This window comes from Paenibacillus sp. FSL W8-0186 (genome assembly GCF_037969765.1).
In the GTDB taxonomy this organism is placed as follows: domain Bacteria; phylum Bacillota; class Bacilli; order Paenibacillales; family Paenibacillaceae; genus Fontibacillus; species Fontibacillus woosongensis.
Window position 1 is genome coordinate 2,191,276 of record NZ_CP150207.1, and the last position, 22,230, is coordinate 2,213,505.

16 protein-coding genes are annotated in these 22,230 nt (G+C 46.9%); all 16 read left to right on the plus strand.

Annotated features, from left to right (window positions below):
• The first annotated feature begins 96 nt into the window (after positions 1-96).
• The 16 genes from MKX50_RS09775 (at position 97) to MKX50_RS09850 (ending at position 22,113) form a co-directional block, all read left to right on the plus strand.
• The gene (locus MKX50_RS09775) at positions 97-2,157 is read left to right on the plus strand and encodes a 3-hydroxyacyl-CoA dehydrogenase NAD-binding domain-containing protein (protein ID WP_339159392.1); all 2,061 of its coding nucleotides are present in this window, start codon (positions 97-99) and stop codon (positions 2,155-2,157) included.
• An 8-nt stretch (positions 2,158-2,165) separates the two neighbouring features.
• On the plus strand, positions 2,166-3,359 hold the full coding sequence (locus MKX50_RS09780) for a thiolase family protein (RefSeq protein ID WP_339159393.1): 1,194 nt from the start codon (positions 2,166-2,168) through the stop codon (positions 3,357-3,359).
• Positions 3,360-3,379: 20 nt separating this feature from the next.
• Positions 3,380-4,663 (plus strand): cytochrome P450, encoded by a 1,284-nt coding sequence (locus tag MKX50_RS09785; RefSeq protein WP_339159395.1) that lies wholly within the window; start codon positions 3,380-3,382, stop codon positions 4,661-4,663.
• A gap of 215 nt (positions 4,664-4,878) precedes the next feature.
• Positions 4,879-6,483, plus strand: a complete 1,605-nt coding sequence (locus MKX50_RS09790) for an ABC transporter substrate-binding protein (RefSeq protein WP_339159397.1) — start codon at positions 4,879-4,881, stop codon at positions 6,481-6,483.
• Between the two features lie 98 nt (positions 6,484-6,581).
• Entirely contained in the window at positions 6,582-6,773 is a 192-nt protein-coding gene (locus tag MKX50_RS09795; protein ID WP_339159399.1) for a carboxylesterase family protein, read from the plus strand.
• 137 nt (positions 6,774-6,910) lie between these two features.
• Entirely contained in the window at positions 6,911-7,855 is a 945-nt protein-coding gene (locus MKX50_RS09800) for an ABC transporter permease (RefSeq protein WP_339159401.1), read from the plus strand.
• Positions 7,856-7,872: 17 nt separating this feature from the next.
• Positions 7,873-8,772 carry an ABC transporter permease gene (locus tag MKX50_RS09805; RefSeq protein WP_339159404.1) on the plus strand — a complete coding sequence of 300 codons (900 nt, stop codon included), beginning with the start codon at positions 7,873-7,875 and terminating at the stop codon, positions 8,770-8,772.
• A gap of 47 nt (positions 8,773-8,819) precedes the next feature.
• Positions 8,820-10,871 carry an ABC transporter ATP-binding protein gene (locus MKX50_RS09810; RefSeq protein WP_339159406.1) on the plus strand — a complete coding sequence of 684 codons (2,052 nt, stop codon included), beginning with the start codon at positions 8,820-8,822 and terminating at the stop codon, positions 10,869-10,871.
• Positions 10,872-11,063: 192 nt separating this feature from the next.
• A complete protein-coding gene (locus tag MKX50_RS09815; protein WP_339159408.1) occupies positions 11,064-12,686 on the plus strand; it encodes an ABC transporter substrate-binding protein in 1,623 nt (540 codons plus the stop codon).
• Positions 12,687-12,804: 118 nt separating this feature from the next.
• On the plus strand, positions 12,805-14,403 hold the full coding sequence (locus MKX50_RS09820) for an ABC transporter substrate-binding protein (protein WP_339159410.1): 1,599 nt from the start codon (positions 12,805-12,807) through the stop codon (positions 14,401-14,403).
• Positions 14,404-15,780, plus strand: a complete 1,377-nt coding sequence (locus MKX50_RS09825) for an MmgE/PrpD family protein (protein ID WP_339159412.1) — start codon at positions 14,404-14,406, stop codon at positions 15,778-15,780. It abuts the gene before it with no gap.
• A 35-nt stretch (positions 15,781-15,815) separates the two neighbouring features.
• Positions 15,816-17,255 carry a carboxylesterase/lipase family protein gene (locus MKX50_RS09830; protein ID WP_339159414.1) on the plus strand — a complete coding sequence of 480 codons (1,440 nt, stop codon included), beginning with the start codon at positions 15,816-15,818 and terminating at the stop codon, positions 17,253-17,255.
• Between the two features lie 35 nt (positions 17,256-17,290).
• Entirely contained in the window at positions 17,291-18,418 is a 1,128-nt protein-coding gene (locus tag MKX50_RS09835) for a CapA family protein (protein ID WP_339159416.1), read from the plus strand.
• Entirely contained in the window at positions 18,415-19,797 is a 1,383-nt protein-coding gene (locus tag MKX50_RS09840; protein WP_339159418.1) for an MmgE/PrpD family protein, read from the plus strand. Before MKX50_RS09835 ends, MKX50_RS09840 begins: the two co-directional genes overlap by 4 nt.
• The gene (locus MKX50_RS09845) at positions 19,797-21,002 is read left to right on the plus strand and encodes an MFS transporter (RefSeq protein ID WP_339159420.1); all 1,206 of its coding nucleotides are present in this window, start codon (positions 19,797-19,799) and stop codon (positions 21,000-21,002) included. The genes MKX50_RS09840 and MKX50_RS09845 overlap by 1 nt, the downstream gene beginning before the upstream one ends.
• A complete protein-coding gene (locus tag MKX50_RS09850) occupies positions 20,995-22,113 on the plus strand; it encodes a CapA family protein (RefSeq protein WP_339159422.1) in 1,119 nt (372 codons plus the stop codon). The genes MKX50_RS09845 and MKX50_RS09850 overlap by 8 nt, the downstream gene beginning before the upstream one ends.
• The last annotated feature ends 117 nt before the right edge of the window (positions 22,114-22,230 follow it).

Consider the following 22,230-nt stretch of genomic DNA (forward strand, 5'->3'; position numbering starts at 1 on the left):
CGATATTTATTTTCCTGCATGGTGAACGTACTTTTCTACTACTCCAGATTTTACAATTGAATAAACATAAAGCAATTACGATTAAGGAGAATGGATATGTCCAACAAATTCAAAGTAGGTGTTGTGGGAGCAGGGAACATGGGCTCTGGTATTGCACAAAAAATGGCGCAAGAGGGCTTGGAGGTTACCTTGGTTGATGTAACCCAAGAGCAGGTTGCAAAAGGCCTTTCCATAATTAGCAAAACCATGGAAGAGGGAGTCAAGCGAGGCATATTTACGGAAGAGCAGGTTGAAGAAACATTAAGCCGCATTCATGGAACAGCATCCTATGAAGCGCTGAAGGGAGCAGATTTGGTCGTTGAAGCGGTTTTTGAAAACCTGGAAGTAAAAGGCGAGGTTTTTAAAAAGCTGGATGCCATCTGTGACGAGAAGACGATTCTGGCAAGCAATACTTCAAGCTTGTATGTGAAGGACCTTGCTAAATTCACTACTCGTCCGGATCGCGTGATCGGGATGCATTATTTCTATCATCCGGCAAAAAATAGACTCGTAGAAGTTATTCCGCATGACGGTACGAGCCCGGAGACCGTTGAAAAAACGCTCCTGATCAGTAAGCTGCATAACAAGACAAGCATTGTGGTGAAGGATGCACCTGGTTTTGCTGTCAATAGATACTTTGTCTGCTTTCTCAATGAATCCGTTCATTTATTGCAAGAAGGGGCAGCGAATATTCCTACCATTGACGCGGCCGCTAGACAAGGGTTTGAAATTGGAATGGGACCGTTTGAGCTTATGAATGTTACGGGCGTTCCAATTGCTGAGCATGCGGCTACTTACATGGCGAAAGAAATTAGTGAGTTTTATGCTCCTGCAGACTTGTTGAGTAAGCAAGTGGCGCTAAAGCAGGATTGGGACCTCGGCGGAGAGGTGGATGAGAGCAAATTTGAACAGATCATCCGCCAAATCTACGCGGCCGTGTTTGGAGCCGCAGGGGCTCAAGTTGATGAGGGCGTAGCCAGTATTGAGGATACGGACCGCGGGGCAAAAATTGGCCTGCGCTGGAAGTTGGGACCTTTTGAGCTAATGAATAAGGTGGGTGTGGACGAAGCCTTCAAGATGGTGCAGGAACTGTACGCCAAACGTCCAGGGTTTCATCTACCTGAAGTGATAAGGAAGCAGGCAGAGCTTGGGAAACCTTTTGTTTTCCAATACATTGATATGGAGATCAAGAACAGTGTCGCTTACATCACGATTAATCGCCCAGAAGCCATGAACGCTCTAAATCCTATTGTTGTAGATCAACTGGAAGCCGCTTTTGATAACGCAGAGAAGGATCCGCAAGTGAAGGGCATTGCGATACGGGGCGCGGGTAAAGCTTTTGTGGCCGGTGCGGATATCAAGCATTTCATCGAATGCATCAAGACCGATCAAATCGATGAGAACGTAGCCTTTACGCGCAGAAGCCACAAGCTGTTTAGAAGATTGGAAACCTCACCCAAATTGACCATTGCTGTGCTGGATGGATTGTCACTTGGCGGCGGCAGTGAATTGGCTTTAGCGTGTCAAGCGATTGTAGCAACTGCGCAAGGCTCTATGGCTTTTCCTGAAAGCGGCTTGGGTATTTATCCGGGCTTAGGCGGCATGCTTCGAACAAACCGCCATGTGGGCAAGGAGTTAACCAAATATTATACCTTTACCGGAAAAAAACTGTCTGCCAAAGCAGGAAAAGATCTTGGCATCATTACAGAGCTTGTAGAGATGGAACAAATTGAAGCAGCGATTGAAGTGCTTGTGCAGCGTGAGAAGACTGACAAATATGCGGAACGGGAGATTCCTGCTTCATATCTGGAATTACAAAAAGCCTTCTCCGATGAGAATGTTAGGCGGCTATTAGATGGCGAACCTGTTCAGGGTGTAAGCCAAGAGCTAGCGGCACAATTAGCCAAAACCATCTCCTATAAAGGTATTATTGCACTAGAGACGATGAACGAGCTGATTGATCAGCAGACAAATATGACCATTGACGATGGCATCGAGCTGGAGTTGGCGGGATTAACCGATATCTTTAAAACAGAGGATGCACTCAGCGGCTTGTTGGCTGCAGCATCCGGCGAGCGGCCTATATTTAAAACAAAAATCGGTGGAAGGAGTGCCTGACCCTGAGTATGTTTAAAAAAGCCTTCATTCCCTATGGCGGGTATTATTCAACTCCTTTTAGCAAATGGCAGGGTGCACTCCAAAATGAGAATTCTATAGAATTAGGCGCCCGCAGCAGTAAAAAATGGTTCGAATCTAGAAGATGGGATCCGAATGAGATATTGGACTATCTTTATTTGGGTATCACCATTGGGCAAAAAGGTGTTTTTTACGGGGCATCCTGGGCATCTACATTAATGGGTGCCCCAGATATTCCTGGGCAGACTTTAATGCATGCCTGTGCAACCTCAACCACTGCAGTGTTCAATGCAGCCTCTGCGGTGGAACTGGGGAATGCGAATACAGCTTATTGCCTGTTAGTGGATCGCTGCTCCAACGGTCCGCATACAATCTGGCCTAATCCGAAAGGACCCGGGGGTGAAGTCATTTCCGAAAATTGGAATATGGATAACATGGCTGGAGATCCATCTACGGGCATTGGAATGGTGCATACGGCGGAGCGAATTGCAAAAGAGCACGGATTTACAAAGGAGCAGGCCGACGAGCTGACGCTCCGCAGGTACGAGCAATATAATGAAGCAATGAAGGATGACCGGGCCTTCCATAAACGCTATATGCTTCCTGTGGAGATTCAAGTATCGAAGCGGGAAACCAGGGTGCTGGAAACCGATGAGGGTGTAACTAAAACCTCTATGGAAGCTTTAAGAAAACTTCGTCCTGCAACGGAGGATGGGATTATTTCGTTTGGAGGACAGACGCATCCTGCCGACGGTAATGTAGGGATTATTGTAACCTCGCAGGACAATGCGGCAAGACTAAGCACAGATTCAAGCATTCCTATTCAAGTGATTTCATATGGGTATGCCAGAGCAGAGAAGGGGACAATGCCGGCTGCCCCGGTGCCAGCGGTAAAGATGGCGCTGAAACGAGCGGGGGTGTCAGTTCAAGATCTCACGACGATCAAAAGCCATAATCCATTTATTGTAAATGATTTGTATTTGGCACAAGAGCTTGGCATCAACGCCATGCATTTTAATAATTATGGCAGCTCGCTGGTGTTTGGTCATCCTCAAGCGCCAACCGTCGGCCGATTGCTGATCGAGGCGATCGAGGAAACAGTAATGAAAGGCGGGGGATACTTACTAGCCACAGGCTGCGCAGCTGGTGACAACGGAGCTGCTATTATCGTAAAAGTAGGCTAGTTTTAAAAGGAGGGATTCGAATGAGTGATCAGAACGGGACAGAAAAGGGTGAATTAGAGAAATTTGAGGAAGCTTTATTTGAGACGCCAATTTTAGATAAGCGGTTTGATCATGATTTTGATCCGATTGATCACAGCACGCCTGAAACATTTACAAGCGCCCAGGACTTGTATAAGGAAATGCGCAGCAAATGTCCCGTAGCCCACAGCAATGAATGGGGAGGGTTTTGGGCTCTGTCAAAGCACGAAGATGTCGTTCATGTGCTGAGGGATTACCATACCTATACCACCTCCGTTCAAAATGTTGTTCCGAAGGTAGCCTTTACTGGAAGGCGTCCTCCTCTACATTTCGATCCGCCTGAACACAGCACTTATCGCCGGCTCATCAACAAGTTTTTTACAGTAGAGAAAATGGAAAAAATCAAACCCAGGATCGGACGGGATATCGACGAATTGATGCAGTCTCTAGCTAAGAAAGGGGAAGTCGAAATCTCCTCTGAATACGCCCATGAAATACCTGCCTTAGTGTTTGCTCAATTCTTCAACATTTCCAAGGTACTGTCCAAGGAGATTAAAAGAATTAGCACCGCTTATGTACAATCCATCTTTGCATTTGCGAACAAGGACCAAGACACGGTGAAACAGCTCAGTTTTCAGCTGTATGATATTGCACGAACGATTATTAAAGACCGAGCAGAAAAGCCGATGGATCCTGAAGAGGATTTTGTAAGTGCTCTGCTCCAGGCTAAGGAAGGCAAGGATGCCTCTTACTATACGGATGATATGATATTAGGAGCTACGCGTGCGATGCTGGTTGCGGGTATGGTTGCCCCTAGTGTGCTGATTGCCAGTATATTTGTACATTTAGCCGAGAACAAAGATGTCCAGGAACAACTGCGGAATGATCTGAGTCTTGTTCCAGCAGCAACTGAGGAATATCTGCGATTGCTTACGCCGTATCGAGGTATGGCCAGAACAGCAAAACGTGATGTAGTGATCCGGGGACAGCTTATTAAGAAGGACGAACCGATTGCCTTGAATTACTTCTCGGCCAACCGGGATGAGGATGTCTTTCCAGATGGTGATCAATTTATTCTGAATCGGCCGAATATCAGCCAGCACATTGTCTTCGGAGGGGGACCTCATAAGTGTCCTGCAAGCCCGCTTGCCCGTATGATGGTTCGGTTCGCCATCGAAAAAGGCTTGGAGCATACGAAGGCTATTGCCTTAAACGGAGAAGTCAAGATGACCGTTTGGGCGGAATGGGGTGTACTGGCCGCACCTATGAAATTGACCCCTGCTTGACATTGCTGCTCTGTTGACCATGAGGTGCCTTTAGGCACTTCTTTTTTTATGAGCAGAAGGTTTATCTACAATTCACAAATCTCCGTTTTTATTTTCCTACACAGTGCAAGTGTCTTTGGAATATCAAATATCTTATGCTTGGGTTACAATCAATGGTAGCGCTTTCAGAAATCTGTGTTGCTTGAAAATAAAATAGGAAAGTGTTGGTGATCCATATGTTTGCAGGCAGTACCTATAAAAGGTTGAATGTCAGCGCTCTATTGTTTCTGCTCTTCCTTCTGACTCTTGCGGGCTGCTCGAATGCTCCGGCTGCCAGTCAGCAAGAGGACAACACGAATTCTGAACAACCAGCCGATCAGACTGAGACCGCGGCACGCGGCGGGGTGCTAAAAATAATATCCGGACCGATGCCAAGAGCACTTGGTCACCCTGCGGATATTATCTCAAGGACAGAAACCCTGCTAAGCGCGCCTGCTGTTGAAACGCTTGGGCGCTACACCGAAACAGGAGACGTTGCACCGCATCTTGCGGAAAGCTGGGAGGAAGACCAGGCTGCAAAAACGATCACCTTAAAATTGCGAACGGGTATTGAATTCCATGATGGTACCCCCTTTAATGCCGAGGCTGTAAAGTGGAATCTAGATCAGTATAGAATTGCAAAAAAACCAGTGTTTAACGAAACGGATACCTATTCGATAGAAGTCATCGATGAGCATACCGTGCAGATTACTTTGGCGGATTGGAACGTGAGTATGATTAATGTGATTGCTGTCGTGCCAATGACTTCGCAGGCAGCCTTTGAGACACAGGGCAAGGATGCCGTGAATTTAAGTCCGGTAGGTACAGGGCCTTTCATTATGGAGGAGTGGAATCAGGGTCAATCCATCTCATTTAAGAAGAATGAGAACTACTGGCAGGAAGGGCTTCCAAAACTGGAAGGGATTCAATTTGATTTCATTGAGGAACCCATGACTGCAGAAGCAGCGATGCAGAAGGGGGATTATGATATTTTATTAGAACCTTCCGCTTCTACGGTTAAGAATTTAGCCGGTCAATTTGATATTCTGAAGCTGGAGAACGGGATTGGTTCAGCTGGGGTGCACCTGGCCTTTAATACGGTTGATCTAAATTCTCCTTATCGAGATATCAAAGTCCGTCAAGCTGTGGGTCATGCGATAGACATCAAGGCCATCATTAATACCATTTATGGGGAAACCGTGGTTCAAACTAACCAGTGGGCCGCTTCCAATGCGTGGACCTACAACCCTGATGTGAAAGGTTTGGAATATAATCCTGAGAAAGCGAAGGCACTGCTTAAAGAAGCAGGCTATGAGGATGGTTTTACGACTGACATGACCTATGCGCAATCAGAAGCTGATACGCAAATGATGACAGCGGTACAAGGTTATTTAGCCGATGTGGGGATCAAGCTTAAATTAAATCCTGTTGACGGCGCCAAGTTCACATCCATTAGAGGGCCTGATGGAGGTTGGGATGGGATCATCAAACTGACTTCAAAAATGGATACCGAGGTCCCTACTGTACTGAATATCATGCTTGGCTCCAATGGATTCATGTATAAATCGATCGAGCCGCCAAAGGCATTGGATGACTTGCTGGAGCAGTCAGCAACAGCGAAAAATCTGGATGAACTTAAAAATTATACGCATCAATTGCAGAAATTGATCACGGATGAACAGCAGTTGACTGTCAACATGTTTATAAGCTCCATGCCGATCGTTAAAACGAATAATGTACAGGGCACAGGTTTAAATCAAACACATGCTGCCTATTGGTCACCCGAAACAGCCACGCGGTAACCAGTCTAACACATTAAGAATGGGGGAAGGGGCGTTCTCATGTATAGGAACGGCCCTTGCTCCTTTTCGGTAAACATCCTGGATATAGGGGGATTTCTATGATCGGTGCAATCGTTGAAACCAAGTATGGAAAAGTACGCTGCTCCACATGGAGAAGCATCTCATTAGGCGCAGAAATGAATGAGGATTGTCTGAACTTGAACATATGGTCTCCGTCACCCGATAGCAAGAAGCGGCCTGTTATGGTATGGATCCATGGTAGAGCGTACGTTACTTCTAACCAGGAGTGAATTCGTGTATCGTGTTGTATTGAAGGTGAAGATTTTAGTACATGATGAATGTATAATTTGTAAGCGTTCACATATAAAATGATAAAAAGTCAGATGGTGCGGAAGCGCTGATACTAAATGATAAGGAGAACTGAATCATGTTTACTTTCATTGTGCGCAGGATACTACAAACGTTACTTATACTTTTCTTCGTAAGCATTATTGTATTCATGATAATGCACCTTCTGCCAGGTGATCCTGTTTCCATTATGCTGGGAGATTATGCATCTCAAGAAGAAATAGAAAATCTTCGACAGGAACTTGGGCTCGATAAGCCGCTTCCTATCCAGTACATGAATTGGGTAACGAATGTCCTTCGCGGAGATTTAGGAAATTCAATAGCTTACAATCAAAGTGTGAATGCGCTGATCCAGCAGCGGCTCCCGATTTCATTTCACATTGGATTGTTGTCTTTCCTGCTAGCGATCATGATTGGCATTCCAGCAGGTATTATCGCTGCTGTCAAACGTGGAAGCTGGGTGGATTCCCTTATTACAGTGACTGCAAATATGGGGATGGCGGTACCTGTGTTCTGGCTGGGCATTCTTGGGGTTTACCTGTTCAGCCTGAAGCTGGGCTGGCTGCCAGTACAGGGGTACACCTCGCCTTTTGATGATTTCTGGAGAAGTATGCATCAAAGCATTATGCCTATTGTCTTGCTATCCCTGGGTTCACTTGCTTCACTTGCACGTCAAACGCGCTCGTCTATGCTTGAAGTGATTCGTCAGGACTATATACGGACTGCCCGAGCGAAAGGATTGTCAGAAAGAAAAGTAGTTTTGGGGCATGCTTTGCGAAATGCGCTGATTCCTGTCATTACCTTGCTTGGTATGGGGCTTGCTCATTTGGTTGGAGGCTCCGTGTTCATCGAACAAGTATTTAATATTCCGGGCATGGGACGGCTCATGGTTCAATCTATCTTTGGCAAAGATTATATTGTGGTTCAGAGTGTGGTTCTGATCGTTGCATCCGTTGTAGCATTTGGGAATTTAGCCGTAGACATCGCGTATGGATTTATTGATCCAAGAATTCGCTACAAATAAGACAAGGAGTGAGGGATATGACAACTGAATCAACTATAGCACCGGCAGCCTTACATGAACTCCCACCGCAAACCAGCAGTACCCACCGGTTCTTTCGAGTATTATTGGCTCGAAAAATTGTTGTGATTGCCCTATTTATTTTGATTGCTACTATATTAGTTGCTATCTTTGCGCCGCTGTTTGCGCCGTATGACCCATATAAGCAGGACTTGTCCAATTCCTTAATACAGCCATCCTCTACTCATTTATTAGGCACTGACATGCTGGGTAGAGATGTGCTCAGCCGAATCATTTTTGGTACAAGAATATCTTTAATTGTTGGATTTGTAGTTGTCATCATTGCTGGAGTGCTGGGAATGAGTATAGGGTTGGTGTCAGGTTATTTTGGCGGATGGCTTGATTCGGTATTGATGCGATTTATGGATGCTGTCATTGCCGTTCCTATGATTGTATTGGCCATGGCGATCGGGGCCGTGCTTGGGGGCGGTATAGTGAATGTGATCATAGCGCTAGGTTTGGCCATCGTACCTGCGTACGCGAGACTGATGCGAGGACAAGTGCTGTCTGTGAAACAAGCTGATTTTGTCATAGCAGGCACGATTACAGGCATAAGCAACTTAAGAAATATGCTGGTTCATGTGCTGCCGAACTGTATTTCACCGCTCATTGTATTAATTACAATGAATTTAGGGATGGCTATTTTGGCCGAAGCTGGACTAAGCTTCCTGGGCTTGGGGATTGTGCCGCCAGGCGCCTCATGGGGCTCTATGGTAAACGACGGTTATCGTTATTTGCTTACCAACCCCGTGCTGTCTCTAGCTCCAGGTGTAGCCATAGTGATTGTGGTACTAGCATTTAATATAGTAGGGGACGCAATTAGGGATGCACTCGACCCAAGACTTCGCGGTGCGGAATAAGGGGGAGTCAGATATGAACCTTAACATAGCAATCAGGGGGGTAACATATGAACCATCTTCTTGAAGTAAGAAACCTAAAGACCTATTTTTCCAGTGATGGTTCGACCATCAAGGCGGTAGACGGCGTGTCCTACCATATTGATGAAGGGGAGATCGTCGCTTTTGTAGGGGAGAGTGGATCCGGAAAATCGGTAACCCAATACTCGGGCCTGCAGTTAATTCCCACGCCCCCAGGACGAATAGTTGATGGGAGTGTCATGTTTGATGGCGAGGATTTATTGAGCTACAAGCCGAACAGTGAAAAAATGAGAAATGTGCGCGGCGGCAAAATTGGAGTCGTCTTTCAGGAGCCGATGACCTCGCTGAATCCCGTTATGACGGTAGGAAAGCAGATCTCCGAATCGGTTATGCTTCACATGGGTTTGAACAAAGCAGAAGCTAGAAAGCGTGCTGTCGAATTAATAAACATGGTAGGTATACCCGATGCCGAGCATCGTGTGGATTACTATCCGCACCAATTTAGCGGAGGGATGCGTCAGCGTATTATGATCGCGATGGCTTTATCATGTAATCCGAAGCTGTTGATCGCCGATGAAGCTACTACTGCTCTCGATGTGACGACACAAGCGCAATTGTTGGAAATGATGAAAGATGTCGTAAAGAAGACGAATACCTCCTTGATTCTGGTTACGCATAATCTGGGCATTGTTGCCAGATACGCAGAGCGAATATATGTCATGTATGCAGGCGGTATTGTGGAATCAGGCCCGACTAAGGAAATTTTCAAAAATCCAAAACATCCATATACCATCGGTCTCATGAAGGCGGTTCCACGTTTGGATGACCCGAAGGATCGGAAGTTGTTATCGATCGAAGGCTCTCCGCCAAACCTAGCGAACAAGCAGGAGCAATGCGCCTTCTTGCCTAGATGTGAGTTTGCGACAGAAGTCTGCAGCAGTAATCCAGCGCCTTCGCCAATGACAGTGGGGGAGAATCACTCCGCAGCTTGTTATGTGAAAATTGAAAATTCCGGATGGAAGATCGGCAGCTCTCATGTTGAAGCGGCTAAGAATGAAGTGTCTGCCACTTTACAAGCAGAACTGCAGCAGAAAATACCTCGTGAACAGAAAGAAACGATTTTAGAGGTCAAGAATCTAAAGATGTACTTCCCTGTAACCAAAGGGCTATTAAGCCGCAAGGTTGCGGATATAAAAGCTGTAGATGATGTAAGCTTTGATATTCGAAAAGGGGAGACATTGGGGCTTGTCGGAGAAAGCGGATGCGGTAAAACCACAGTGGCACGCACGATTCTGAGAATGTATGAACCGACGGATGGAAGTATCGTGTTCCAAAATCATGACATTACCAGAATGTCATTAAGCAAAATGAGACCTTTACGTCGTGACATGCCCATGATATTTCAAGATCCGTTTAGCTCGCTGGACCCAAGACAATCCGTAGCGGATCTCGTAGGCGAACCGCTTAAGGTTCATAAAATGGTGAAGTCCCGCAAAGAGTACGAAGAAAGATTGGTCGAATTATTCGAAATGGTTGGTCTGAATCCGGATGTTCGGAATCGCATGCCGCATGAGTTCAGTGGAGGTCAGCGGCAGAGGATCGGAATTGCGAGGGCTCTTGCCAGCAACCCGTCCTTTATCGTGTGTGATGAAGCAATTTCCGCTCTGGATGTATCCATTCAAGCTCAGATTATTAATCTGTTGGAGGATCTTCAGAGGAAACTGGGATTAACCTACTTGTTTATTGCCCATGATCTTTCCGTCGTACGTCATATAAGTGATCGCGTAGCCGTGATGTATTTGGGTAAGATCGTTGAAATTGCGGATTGGAAAACCCTGTACGAGAGTCCCAAGCATCCCTATACCCAAATGCTGCTTTCTGCAGTACCTATCCCTGATCCGTTCATAGAGGAGAAACGTGAGCATGTGGAGATCAAAGGCGAAGTGCCGAGCCTTCTTAACAAACCCAAGGGCTGCAGCTTTTCTAATCGCTGCCCATTAGCGACGAGTGAATGTAAAGAGATGGAGCCACCTCTGAAGTCTGTTGCTGCCGACCATGGAGTAGCTTGTATCAAAGTTTGAACAAACACAATCGCCATAGCTCCGGTATACAAGCCGGAGTTTTTAAATGGTCATTTTGTATTTGCAATATTTGTGCATCGTTTATTAATTCAATTTTAATTATTCGTACATCGTGGATATGTTAGTAAACCCCTTGTGTTGATTATGATGAGTATGAAAGCGTATTCACAGTGATGCAGGGGGTGTATTCATTTGAAGCGGAAATGGATGAACAATTACTTCATGTTGTGCTTTTTCATAATGGCTCTAGTCTTATCCGGCTGCACAAGTTCGGCGAATCAAAACGCATCGGGGAACCAGCCAAATACCGATTCGGAAACGAACACGAAATCTGAACGGCAGGAGGAAACGACTGCAAGCAAGAAAAGTGGCGGAACATTAAGAATCATCATTGGAGATGATGCGATCAAGGCGCTGGGGTATAACCCCGAAATTCGCTCGATTGGTGACCTTATGGTCAGTGCAACAGCTCTTGAGACATTGGGCAGATACAACACCAAGGGGACATTGACCCCTTTCTTGGCAGATAGCTGGCAGATTGATACGGCCGCGAACACCATCACCATTACAATTAAAGAAGGCATTAAGTTCTCAGATGGCACAGATTTTAATGCAGAGGCTGTAAAGTGGAATTTGGAACAATATAGGCTGTCAAAAAAACCGAACTTCAATGAAACGGATACACAATCCATTGAAGCTCCCGATGCGACTACCGTTGTGATCAAGTTAAATACTTGGGATATTGGCATGATGGATACCATCTTAACGGCTGTTAAAATGGCTTCGCCTACCGCTTTTAATGAACATGGCAAGGATTGGGCGATGGAAAATCCGGTCGGGACGGGACCCTTTGTAATGGAGAAATTTGTCAAAGGTGTTTCTGTAAAGTTTAAGAAGAACGAAAATTATTGGCAGGAAGGTATGCCCTATCTCGATGGCGTAGAGTGGAAGATGATCACAGATTCGCAGACGGCTTCAGCTGCAATGTCTGCTGGAGAGGCAGATGTTTATTATAACACTTCAGCAAAAGTGGCTCAGGATCTTCAAGCCAACTTTGAAGTTATTAAGTTCTCCGGGTTTGGTGCGTTCGGGCCAGCGATCTATCCATCTGGAGGAAATCCTGACTCCCCTTGGGCGGATGAAAGAGTTCGTCAAGCTCTGTCGCTGGCGATTGATCGAGAAGCCATCGTAAAAACATTGGCGTTTGGCTACGGTACAGCCACTTCACAATACAGCTCTCCTGGTCTGGACCACTATAATGATGAGATTAAACCGGAGTTTAATCCAGATAAAGCGAAACAATTGCTAGTAGATGCCGGGTATGCTGACGGGTTTAAAACCCAGGTCATTTTTGCGAACAGCCCAGAAAGTGCAGACTTGTACACTGCGATTCAATCTTATCTGGGGAATATTGGAGTTGAGCTTGAACTGGCACCTGTGGATGGAGCGAAATTTAGAGAAATTTCAGGCGCAGACGGCAGTTGGGAAGGCTTAATTGGATATGTGTTCAGGGTCGCACCCGACACATCATGGGATATGATTCGAAATCTGGCCAGCTTCGGCACCAATGCCCGCAGCGTTGAGACCTATCCAGAATTAGATGAATTGATGAAACAGTCCAGGACGGTTCCTGATTCTGAAACGTATAAAACTGCAGTACTTGAGCTTCAGCAGAAGCTATTTGGGGAGAAGGTATCAGCCATCCCCCTTTATTTGGGCGCAAACACTACGATCAAAGCTAAAGGCGTCGAAGGTGATGGCATGACAACGACATTCCTGACAGATTGGACGCCTGAATCAGCTAAAATGCATTAAATTGAATAGGGTTAAGCCACATCTAAGTGGCTTAATCTTTTATATTTGCTAATGGTTAGGAACCTAATCAAATGGAGGGGATTCATCTATGGTGGCTCGAAAGCAAATAGCCTTGGTGATGAGTTTGATTACATGCATGATTATCCTCGCGGTGGGCTGCACCAATAAAAGTGCGTCAGTCAACACAGGGATTGAAGCGAATGCTTCAACTGAGAACATACCCGCAGAACAACATCCAGGCCAGGCTGACCGATCAGTTTCAGGCGGGACCTTCACGTTTGCTGTATCAGAGGATGCCATCATTTTGGGGAACCCGCCTACGCTTATGAAACAGTCTGATCCGAATTACGCTGCGCCGGCTGTTGAAAGGCTATTCAGACGGGATCAACAGGGTGAACCCGAACCTTACCTCGCTGAAAGCTATAACATCGCAGACGATAACTTGTCCATTACAATTGAATTAAAGCAGGGAATTAAGTTCCATGATGGTTCCGATTTCAATGCTCACGTTGTGAAATGGAACTTGGACCGGTATATCGCGACCGAAAGAGCAGAATTAGCTAAAGTTCAGTCTGTTGAAGCGGCTGGAGACTATACAGTGAAGCTGCATTTGAAAGAATTTGACGGTATGCTGCTTCAAAATTTGTCAGGCATTCCTGGCATGATGGTATCGCAAAAATCAGTAGAGGAGAATGGAGAAGCCTGGGCTGAGATGAATCCGATCGGTACGGGTGCATATCAATTTGTCAGCTGGGATCGGGACCAGCGTATAGTCTTTAAGAGGTTTGAAGGTTATTGGCAGGGAACTCCTGAGCTGGATAAGCTTGTGATCGAAGTGATCGTGGATCCGTTTGCTCAGAAGGCTTCTTTCGAAACGGGCGGGATTGATGCGATTATGAGCCTCGGTCCGAAGGATGCGAACGAATTGAAGCAAGCTGATAAATACAATATAGAGGCCTCTGATTTAGCCTCATCCGTGCTGGGCCTGCTGCCGGACAGTGCGCATTCAGATTCAGTTTATTCGAATGTGAAGGTAAGGCAAGCCGTTTGGCATGCCATTAATTTTGAAGCTATTGCCGAGACCATGGGCTATGGTTATCACGAAGCAACCTTCCAGCTGGCGACAGAGGCCAGTACAGCTAATAATCCCAATGTTAAAGGATATCCCTATGATCCTGAGAGAGCCAAAGCTTTGCTGAAAGAGGCAGGATATGCAGATGGGTTTGCCACTACGTTGTATGCACAAAACACCCCCGGTTATTCGGATATATTAACAGCAGTGCAGGCATTTCTGCAGGAAGTAGGGATCACGGCCAAGGTTGAGCTGGTTGACCAAGGGAAGTATTTCGAGATGCTGACAGGCGGTCCTGAAAAGGGTGGATGGAAGAATGGATTAACCATTGTACCATTTACCATAGTGCCTAATGAGCTGGGGGCATATGCCCGGCTGTTGGGACCGGGTGTTTCTGCAGCAAGATTGCCGGTGGTTTACAATCCGGATGAGCTTCAGGACTTCATAGGCAAAGCCTCGAATGAGCCTGATCCGGCCAAAGCGAAAAGCATGATTCATGATATGCAGAAGGTAGCAACGGATGATCATGCTGCGTTTTTCTGGATCTACGCCACAAAGAATATCTCTGCGACTCAACCTTATGTTAAAGGTGCGAACTTTAATGCGCCTCAATGGACGCCAGAGCAAATCAAGCTGGAGGAATAAATGAATCAGTTATCTCGAGAAGTTGCCGATTTTATTGTGAAGACGCAATATGAAGATCTGCCAGTTCATGTCATTGAAACCGCCAAAAAAAGCTTGCTCGATGCGATTGGGGTCATGCTCGCAGCGACTACCTTAGGGGATGGCTGTGCGCCTATGCTGAAGCTGGCTGTTGCAAATGGCGGACATGAGGAAAGCACAATTCTGGGCATAGGGGCGAAGCGGCCCGCACATATGGCTGCCTTCGCTAATGGTGCACTGGCACATGCGATGGATTTTGAAGACACCCACGACAAAGCGTTCGTTCATTCCAATGCGGCAGCGATTCCTGCTGCGCTTGCCGTTGCTGAAGCGTCCGGGCAGGTCAGCGGCAAGGAACTGATAACGGCAATAGCGCTTGGCAGTGAGCTGGTATGCAGATTGGGTTTGTCAATCAAAGATAATTTGCTGGAAGCAGGTTGGTATATGCCTCCGGTCTTCGGCGCCTTTGGCGCAGCGGCTGCAGCTGGCAAAGTCTTAGGTTTGTCGACGGAGCAGATGCTGGATGCCATATCTTTAACATTATGTCAGGCGACATGCAGCGCGGAATTAACTCAGAATCCGCAGTCGGTCATTCGCTCCATTCGGGATGCTTTTGCTGCGCAGTCCGGCGTACTCTCGGCTCAGCTGGCAAAGGAAGGGGTAACAGGGTTTCAACAGCCGTTTGAAGGGAGGCTTGGTTTTTTCCACGCGTATGCCAAAGGCAATTACGATGCCGAAGCCATGACTGCGAACTTGGGAGCAGTGTATGAAATGGCAAATGTAAGCTTTAAGGCTTGGCCTAGCTGCCGCGGTACACACCCCTATATCGAAGGGGCTTTAAAGATCATGCAAGAGCATAGTGTGCAAGTTGAGGATATTGAGGCAATCAGAACTGTGGTCAGCCCTGTCAATAAAATGCTGTGTGAGCCTTTGGAAGCCAAACAGCGTCCGAGTTCGCCTATAAACGCGAAGTTTAGTATTCCATATGCGATTGGGGTTGCGATTCATCATGGGACGGTTAGTCTGGATCATTTTAAATCCGAGGTTTTAGAAGATTCGGAAGTGCTAAGTATTGCGGCTATGGTAACCTATGAAATTGATCATTCCATGAGTTTAAAGGATACCCTTCGGGGCTTTACTGAAATTCACACGAAGGATCAGGTATTCAGTACCGTAATAGAGACCCCTTACGGTGATCCCACCCACCCATTAGGTCTGGATGATTTGATTGCAAAATTTAAGGCATGCGCACGGCTTGCGATGATCCCGCGGTCGGACGAGCAATTAAGTCATATTGTAGACGGCGTTCTAAACTTAGATTCAGTCAAAGACATTCATGAGCTTACTGCATTATTGTAGGTGCCATTAATGAACTTAGAATGGGAGTGATGAGGATGACTGCAGCATTGGTAACTACCAAGTTCGGCCAGCTTCAAGGTGCGCAAGAGGGGCGGGTATTTGCTTGGCGGGGTGTCCCCTATGCGAAGCCGCCGTTAGGAAAGCTGCGCTTTAGGCCGCCGCAAGCGCCAGAACCGTGGGAGGGTATCAAGGAAGCACAGCAGTTTGCTCCAAGGGCAATGCAGCCGCTGCTATGGGGCCAAGAAGCAGCACCAGAAGGCTACAGTGAAGACTGCTTATATCTCAATATTTGGTCTCCAGCCGCAGATCATAAGAAACGTCCCGTTATGGTATGGATTCACGGCGGTTTTTTTACGGTCGGATCAGGTTCGGACCCTCGCTTTAATGGCACAGCAATGGCTGAATTGAATGATGTTGTTTTGGTAACGATGAATTATCGTTTGGGTCCCTTCGGGTTTTTACAGCTGCGGCAGATCGGCGGGGAGGACTATGCGGCATCAGGAAACTGCGGCATGCTCGACCAGGTAGCCGCTCTAACATGGGTTAAAGAGAATATTGCAGCATTTGGTGGCGATCCTGACAACGTTACGATATTTGGACAATCTGCAGGCGGGAGAAGTGTCGGACTGCTATTGTCGATGCCATCAGCGAGAGGTTTGTTTCAAAAAGCCATCATTCACAGCGGCGGCATTCAAACAATTGGAACAGCTGACAACGCCGCTAAGCTGGCCGAGGTCATGCTGGAAAAATTAGGTATATCAGAAAACAATCTATCAGAGCTGCACGAAATCACCGCTGAAGCTATCCTTGAAGCAGCACCAAAGCCCCATGCCGGCAACGGGATGGAACCGAATATAGATGGCGAGTATTTGCCGAACATGCCGCTTGAAGCGGTGGCTGCAGGAGATGCCATCCATATTCCAATTATGGCCGGGTACACTTTAAACGATTTCACAAGAACGTTTGACCCGAGCTGGGAGCGTATGAGCGAAGATGAAATATTGCAATATTTTCAAAAGAAAATAGGAAGCGTCTGGGATGACGTATCTCCTTTATATTTGGAGCAGAAGGGCGATGATGTCCTTGAAAAGCTGATTCAGCTTCTCATTCGCAATGAATTTGCTATGCCCGCCACACGGTTGGTCGAGCTGCAAGCGGGTCACGGTACAGCTGCGTGGCTGTTCAGATATGATTATCCTGACCCCAAATCAGGCCTGGCTACGCACGGCTCCGAACTCCCTTATATATTTAATACGGCCGAAGATTCGGACGGGCATGTCATGGCGGTTCAAATGTACACGACCTGGGCAGCGTTTGCACGAAATGGCAACCCAAATAACAAGGAAATTCCAGATTGGCCTGCATACGATCTGAAGCGTCGGCCAACGATGCTGTTAAACCGTGATAGTCGACTTGAATTTGACCTTGACCGCGAGATCCGAATCGCGTGGGATAAGGCAAAGCAGCAGGCTTAGCTTATGCCGCCAGTGATATGCAAGGGGGAGAACGAATGACAGATTTATTGGAATTCTATGCTGTTGGCGATGTGGGACCTAATCGAGAGAAGCCATCTTCCATATTTCAATATACGGCGCCTTTCATTCAACAAGGCGATCTTGCCTTTTGTCAGCTTGAGCCAGCGCTCTCCCGAAGAGGCTCTCCGCTGCCTCAGGCTCGATTGTCCATGCGGGCTGACCCCTCTTCGGCTGAAGCGATCCGTGAGGCTGGCTTTCATGTCGTCTCTTTTGCCAGCAACCATTGTATGGATTGGGGGATCGAAGCCTTTCAGGACACACTTGATGCCTTGAAAGCGCAGCAGCTTCAGGTGATCGGAGCAGGCCGCCATATTGATGAAGCAAGAGCACCTGCGATCATGCGGGTCAAGGGGACTCGAGTTGCATTTCTGGCCTATAATTCTATTCTGCCACAAGGATACTGGGCCGAATCAGACCGCCCGGGATGTGCTCCACTTCGTGCTCATACGTTGTATGAACAAATTGAGCATGATCAACCAGGCACGCCCTGCAGAGTGCATACCTATGCGCATTCGGGAGATATGAAGGGCATGCTGGAGGACATTCAACAAGCGAAGAAGCGTTCTGATGTTGTAGTTGTTTCTATGCATTGGGGCATTCATTTTGTACCCGCTGTTATAGCCGATTATCAGAAGGAATTGGCTTACGCTGCGATCGATGCGGGTGCCGATCTGATTTTGGGACATCACCCTCATATTCTAAAGGGAATTGAAATGTACAAAGGAAAGGCCATCTTTTACAGTCTTGCTAATTTTGCGTTAGAATCGCCCTTCACATTCGCAGAAAATTTGGAGCAAAAAGAGTCGCACAAAGAGATTGCAGCACTTCATCCTGATTTCAAACAAGGGAGCAGAACATTACCCAAGGATTCTTTAAAATCAATTATGGTAAAATGCCTTATCAGTCCAAAGGGTATAGAGCAGGTTGCCTTTCTGCCTGTTATGATCGATGAATATTCGGATCCACATATCTTGTCGGCGGAAGATCAAAGATTTGATGAGGTTCTGTCTTATCTTAAGCATATTTCGGAGGATCAAGGCTTGATGCTGAATGTGTCTGTTCAAGGCAATGAAGTTTTGCTGCAAGGAGAGCTAGTCGAGTGAGCCTATCAGGAGAATTAGCTAAGCATATTTCAAGCGTCCGCTACGAAGATTTATCTCCTTGCACAGTAGAGATGACTAAGAGAACAATATTAGATACCCTGGGTGTTATCTTGGCAGCAAATACATTAGGCGAAGGCTGTTCAGCTTTTGTGAAGTTAGCCGTTCAAAGCGGGGGGCCCCGCCAAAGCACTATGATTGGTTATCGAATGAAAGTTCCTGCACTGCAAGCCGCTTTTGTAAACGGGGCTATGGCGCATGCGATGGATTTCGAGGAAGGACATGACGAGGCTCTGGTGCATGCCAGCGCGGCCACGATACCGGCAGCTATTGCAGTGGCAGAAGCTGCAGGGCAGATCAGCGGGAAGGAACTCATTACCGCGGTAGCTTTGGGGAATGATCTGACCTGTCGTCTAGGGTTAGCGATCGAACACAGCTTGCTGGAAACGGGATGGTATATGCCGCCGATCTTGGGTGCATTTGGTGCAGCAGCTTCAGCGGGCAAACTGCTCTCCTTGAACGAGCAGCAGTATCTAGACGCCTTCTCACTTGTGCTTAGTCAGTCAACCTGCAGTGCAGAGTTGGTTAACAACTCTCAATCCCTAATTCGATCCGTACGTGACGCATTTTCGGCTAAAGCCGGAGTTATGTCCTCCATGCTGGCTGTAGAGGGGATAAGCGGTTTTACGGAACCTTTCGAAGGGAGAATGGGATTTTTTCATGCTTTTGCTGGAGGAAGATACAACCTGCTGCGATTAGTAGAGAATCTCGGGTCCGTTTTTGAGGGTGCTAACGTGTCTTTTAAGCCTTGGCCCAGCTGTGGAGGAACACACGCTTTCATTGAAGCAGCCATGCGAATTCGGAACGAATATATGATTAAGCCGGAGGAGATTACAGCTGTAGAAGTGATTGTAAACCCTGTGTTTCAAATGTTATGTGAGCCAGCACAGTCCAAGCGCCGGCCTGCCACAGCGATTGACGCGAAATTCAGCCTTCCCTTTGTTACAGCAACAGCTTTGCATTACGGGAATGTAGGATTGGATCATTTCGCTGCTGAAGCATTACAAAACGAGCAGGTCTTGAAGCTGGCGGACAAAGTGGGATATCAGATTGATCATGCAGCAGCTCGTGCTGAAGCGGTAGGCGGTGCATTGAAAGTAATAACCGGTCGGGGAGCATTTTACGTAAAGGTTGACAAACCATTTGGACATCCTGAGCAGCCCATGAGCGAGCAGATGCTGCTGACTAAATTTCGGGATTGTGCAAGGTATGCCGAGAGGCCGCTATCTGATGAACACATCGACCAGCTCGTCGAGCGTGTTATGAACCTCGAACAAGTCAAGGATGTTAGTCAAGATTTAATGGATAGAGGGGTTTTATAATGAATGAATCCGATCTGGCAGCAAGCGGACCAAGGCGTATATGGAACGCAAATTTCATATTCATCATGCTTGCCAATTGTTTTGTGGTGAATAGCTATTTAAGCATGACCCCTATTTTTCCGATTTACCTTAAGCAGTTAGGGTATGCACAAGATATTGCAGGCATTGTTACGGGGATCTTTGTAGTGACTGCTATGATATCAAGGCCTTTTGCCGGAAAAGTACTAGATTCGGGTCATCGAAGGGATACGTATCTGGCAGGACAATTGATCTCCATTGTGGCAATTATATTATATGCTTTCGCCAGCTCAGCTCTATTGCTTTCATTACTTAGGCTGCTGCATGGGATTGGGATCGGCATTGTTACAACCGCAGCGAACACGATTGCAGTTGATTTTATTCCGAAAAATAGAATGACCGAAGGCATTGGGTATTTTGGTTTAGGCACGGTTGCCTCCATGGCTATAGCGCCAAGTCTGGGTCTGTATCTTATCAACAAGTGGGATTTTAACGTCATGTTCTTCACCGCTGCAGGGATGTGTGCAATCGGCAGCCTTCTGGCCTTGCTGGTTCGCTATGAGAAGCGGATAGATGATATCCGTGTTGTGGAGGCGCTGAAGGGTGGAATTCATCTGATTGAACGGGCAGCTGTCAAACCCGCCGTGGTAGGCTGTTTCTCTGGCATGACTTTTGGTGTCACCTCCGGTTTTATAGCCGTTTATGGCCTGGAGCGCCGGGTCGAACATATTGGTTTGTTTTTCACTGTGTTTGCACTCGTTCTAGTCTTGTCCAGACCTGCCGCCGGCCGGCTGGCTGATCGAAAAGGCTTTGGATATGCGATCATACCAGGCATTATTATTCAGATGCTGTCCATGTTACTGCTTTTCTTCGCGGACTCTTTGCTGATGTTTCTGATGTCAGCCTTTGTATTAGGGATCGGCAGTGGGGCTACTCAAAGCACTCTGAATTCCATGGCTGTTCATAAAGCTCCACCACAGCGCCGCGGTGCGGCGATCAGCACATTTTATTTGGGGCTCGATTTGGCAGCCGGCTTGGGGCCGATGCTTGGAGGGATCGCAGCCAGTTATGTAGGTTATTCCATGATGTATCTATTAACCGTTGTACCGCTGACTATAGCGCTGCTCCTATTTATCATGGCCGGCAGAAAATCGACAGAGAAGAAAGGAATTCAAGCCAATGGATAATCAAACGATTGATATTATAGCTACAGGCGATATCATTCTGGGAAAAGACTGCGAGTATTTATTCGATCATGCACGTCCGCTGCTTCAGGCTGCAGACATTACAGTAGGTCAGTTAGAGGTCACGCATACGGATAGAGCTGCACATGCTGCTGCCTTGGGCAGGACGCCGCAGAATCTCAAGCCTATCGCGGATGCCGGATTCGATGTGCTGACCTTAGCGGGCAATCATCTGATGGATTATGGAAAGGAAGGCATTGAAGACACCATCCAGTGGCTGGATGCACATCACATTCATTATGTTGGCGCAGGGATGAATCTAGCCGAATCGCGAAGGCCTGCCGTACTGGAACGAAAGCAGCTTCGCGTAGGTTTTCTAAACTATAATTGTGTAGGTCCACAAGAGACGTGGGCTGGCCAAGAGCGAGCCGGCAATGCCTATATTCATATTGTTACTCATTATGAGCTTGATCACGCCAATCCTGGCGGTCCGCCGAAGGTTCACACCTATGCCGAGCCCAAAACCATGGGCTGGATGAAGGAAGATATCGACAAGCTCAAGGGAGAGTGTGATTTTGTGGTGGTTGCGCTTCATAAAGGTCTGGTTCACACGCCGGCGAAGCTGGTCGATTATGAATATCAAGTTTCCTACGAAGCGATTGATGCTGGCGCGGATCTGATCATTTCGCATCACTCCCATATATTAAAAGGTGTGGAATGGTATAAAGGCAAGCCCATTTATCATGGGTTGTGCAATGGCTTTGTTTATCTGCCGATGGAAGCACTCCATACGGGCCCGCTGCCTGATAACTGGGCCGAGCGAAGAAAGGCGCTGTTTGGATTTGAGCCTGACAAGGAATATAAGAACTATCCCTTTCATCCTGAAGCCAAATTCACGATGTTTGCCAAATGCACAATCGATGCGTCCGGGCTTATACGCACTGCTGTCATTCCTTGTTATGTCAACAAGACTGGTCAGCCTGAGCTGGTAGGCCAAACTCAAAAAGGCCAAGAAATGTTCGAATACTTAAGAAAAATAACGGAAGCGGCCGGCTTAAATACATCGTATGAATGGGACGGAAATGAGATTGTAGCGCTGCCTAGCGGAAAATAAAATCGTTCATCGTGGTGTAAAAATAAAAATGAAATTAGTATACCATGCACGTATGAATGCTGCGAGGTTTTTTCTTAAAATTGCATTAAGTGAGAAATGTCACTCTAGAACAAATAT

What these genes read in the sequence shown, in the direction of transcription:
- MKX50_RS09830 (WP_339159414.1), top strand. Translation starts at nt 15,816, where the DNA reads ATGACTGCAGCATTGGTAACTACCAAGTTCGGCCAGCTTCAAGGTGCG.
- MKX50_RS09795 (WP_339159399.1), top strand. Translation starts at nt 6,582, where the DNA reads ATGATCGGTGCAATCGTTGAAACCAAGTATGGAAAAGTACGCTGCTCC.
- MKX50_RS09825 (WP_339159412.1), top strand. Translation starts at nt 14,404, where the DNA reads ATGAATCAGTTATCTCGAGAAGTTGCCGATTTTATTGTGAAGACGCAA.
- MKX50_RS09775 (WP_339159392.1), top strand. Translation starts at nt 97, where the DNA reads ATGTCCAACAAATTCAAAGTAGGTGTTGTGGGAGCAGGGAACATGGGC.
- MKX50_RS09785 (WP_339159395.1), top strand. Translation starts at nt 3,380, where the DNA reads ATGAGTGATCAGAACGGGACAGAAAAGGGTGAATTAGAGAAATTTGAG.
- MKX50_RS09800 (WP_339159401.1), top strand. Translation starts at nt 6,911, where the DNA reads ATGTTTACTTTCATTGTGCGCAGGATACTACAAACGTTACTTATACTT.
- MKX50_RS09780 (WP_339159393.1), top strand. Translation starts at nt 2,166, where the DNA reads ATGTTTAAAAAAGCCTTCATTCCCTATGGCGGGTATTATTCAACTCCT.
- MKX50_RS09835 (WP_339159416.1), top strand. Translation starts at nt 17,291, where the DNA reads ATGACAGATTTATTGGAATTCTATGCTGTTGGCGATGTGGGACCTAAT.
- MKX50_RS09790 (WP_339159397.1), top strand. Translation starts at nt 4,879, where the DNA reads ATGTTTGCAGGCAGTACCTATAAAAGGTTGAATGTCAGCGCTCTATTG.
- MKX50_RS09810 (WP_339159406.1), top strand. Translation starts at nt 8,820, where the DNA reads ATGAACCATCTTCTTGAAGTAAGAAACCTAAAGACCTATTTTTCCAGT.
- MKX50_RS09805 (WP_339159404.1), top strand. Translation starts at nt 7,873, where the DNA reads ATGACAACTGAATCAACTATAGCACCGGCAGCCTTACATGAACTCCCA.
- MKX50_RS09845 (WP_339159420.1), top strand. Translation starts at nt 19,797, where the DNA reads ATGAATGAATCCGATCTGGCAGCAAGCGGACCAAGGCGTATATGGAAC.
- MKX50_RS09850 (WP_339159422.1), top strand. Translation starts at nt 20,995, where the DNA reads ATGGATAATCAAACGATTGATATTATAGCTACAGGCGATATCATTCTG.
- MKX50_RS09820 (WP_339159410.1), top strand. Translation starts at nt 12,805, where the DNA reads ATGAGTTTGATTACATGCATGATTATCCTCGCGGTGGGCTGCACCAAT.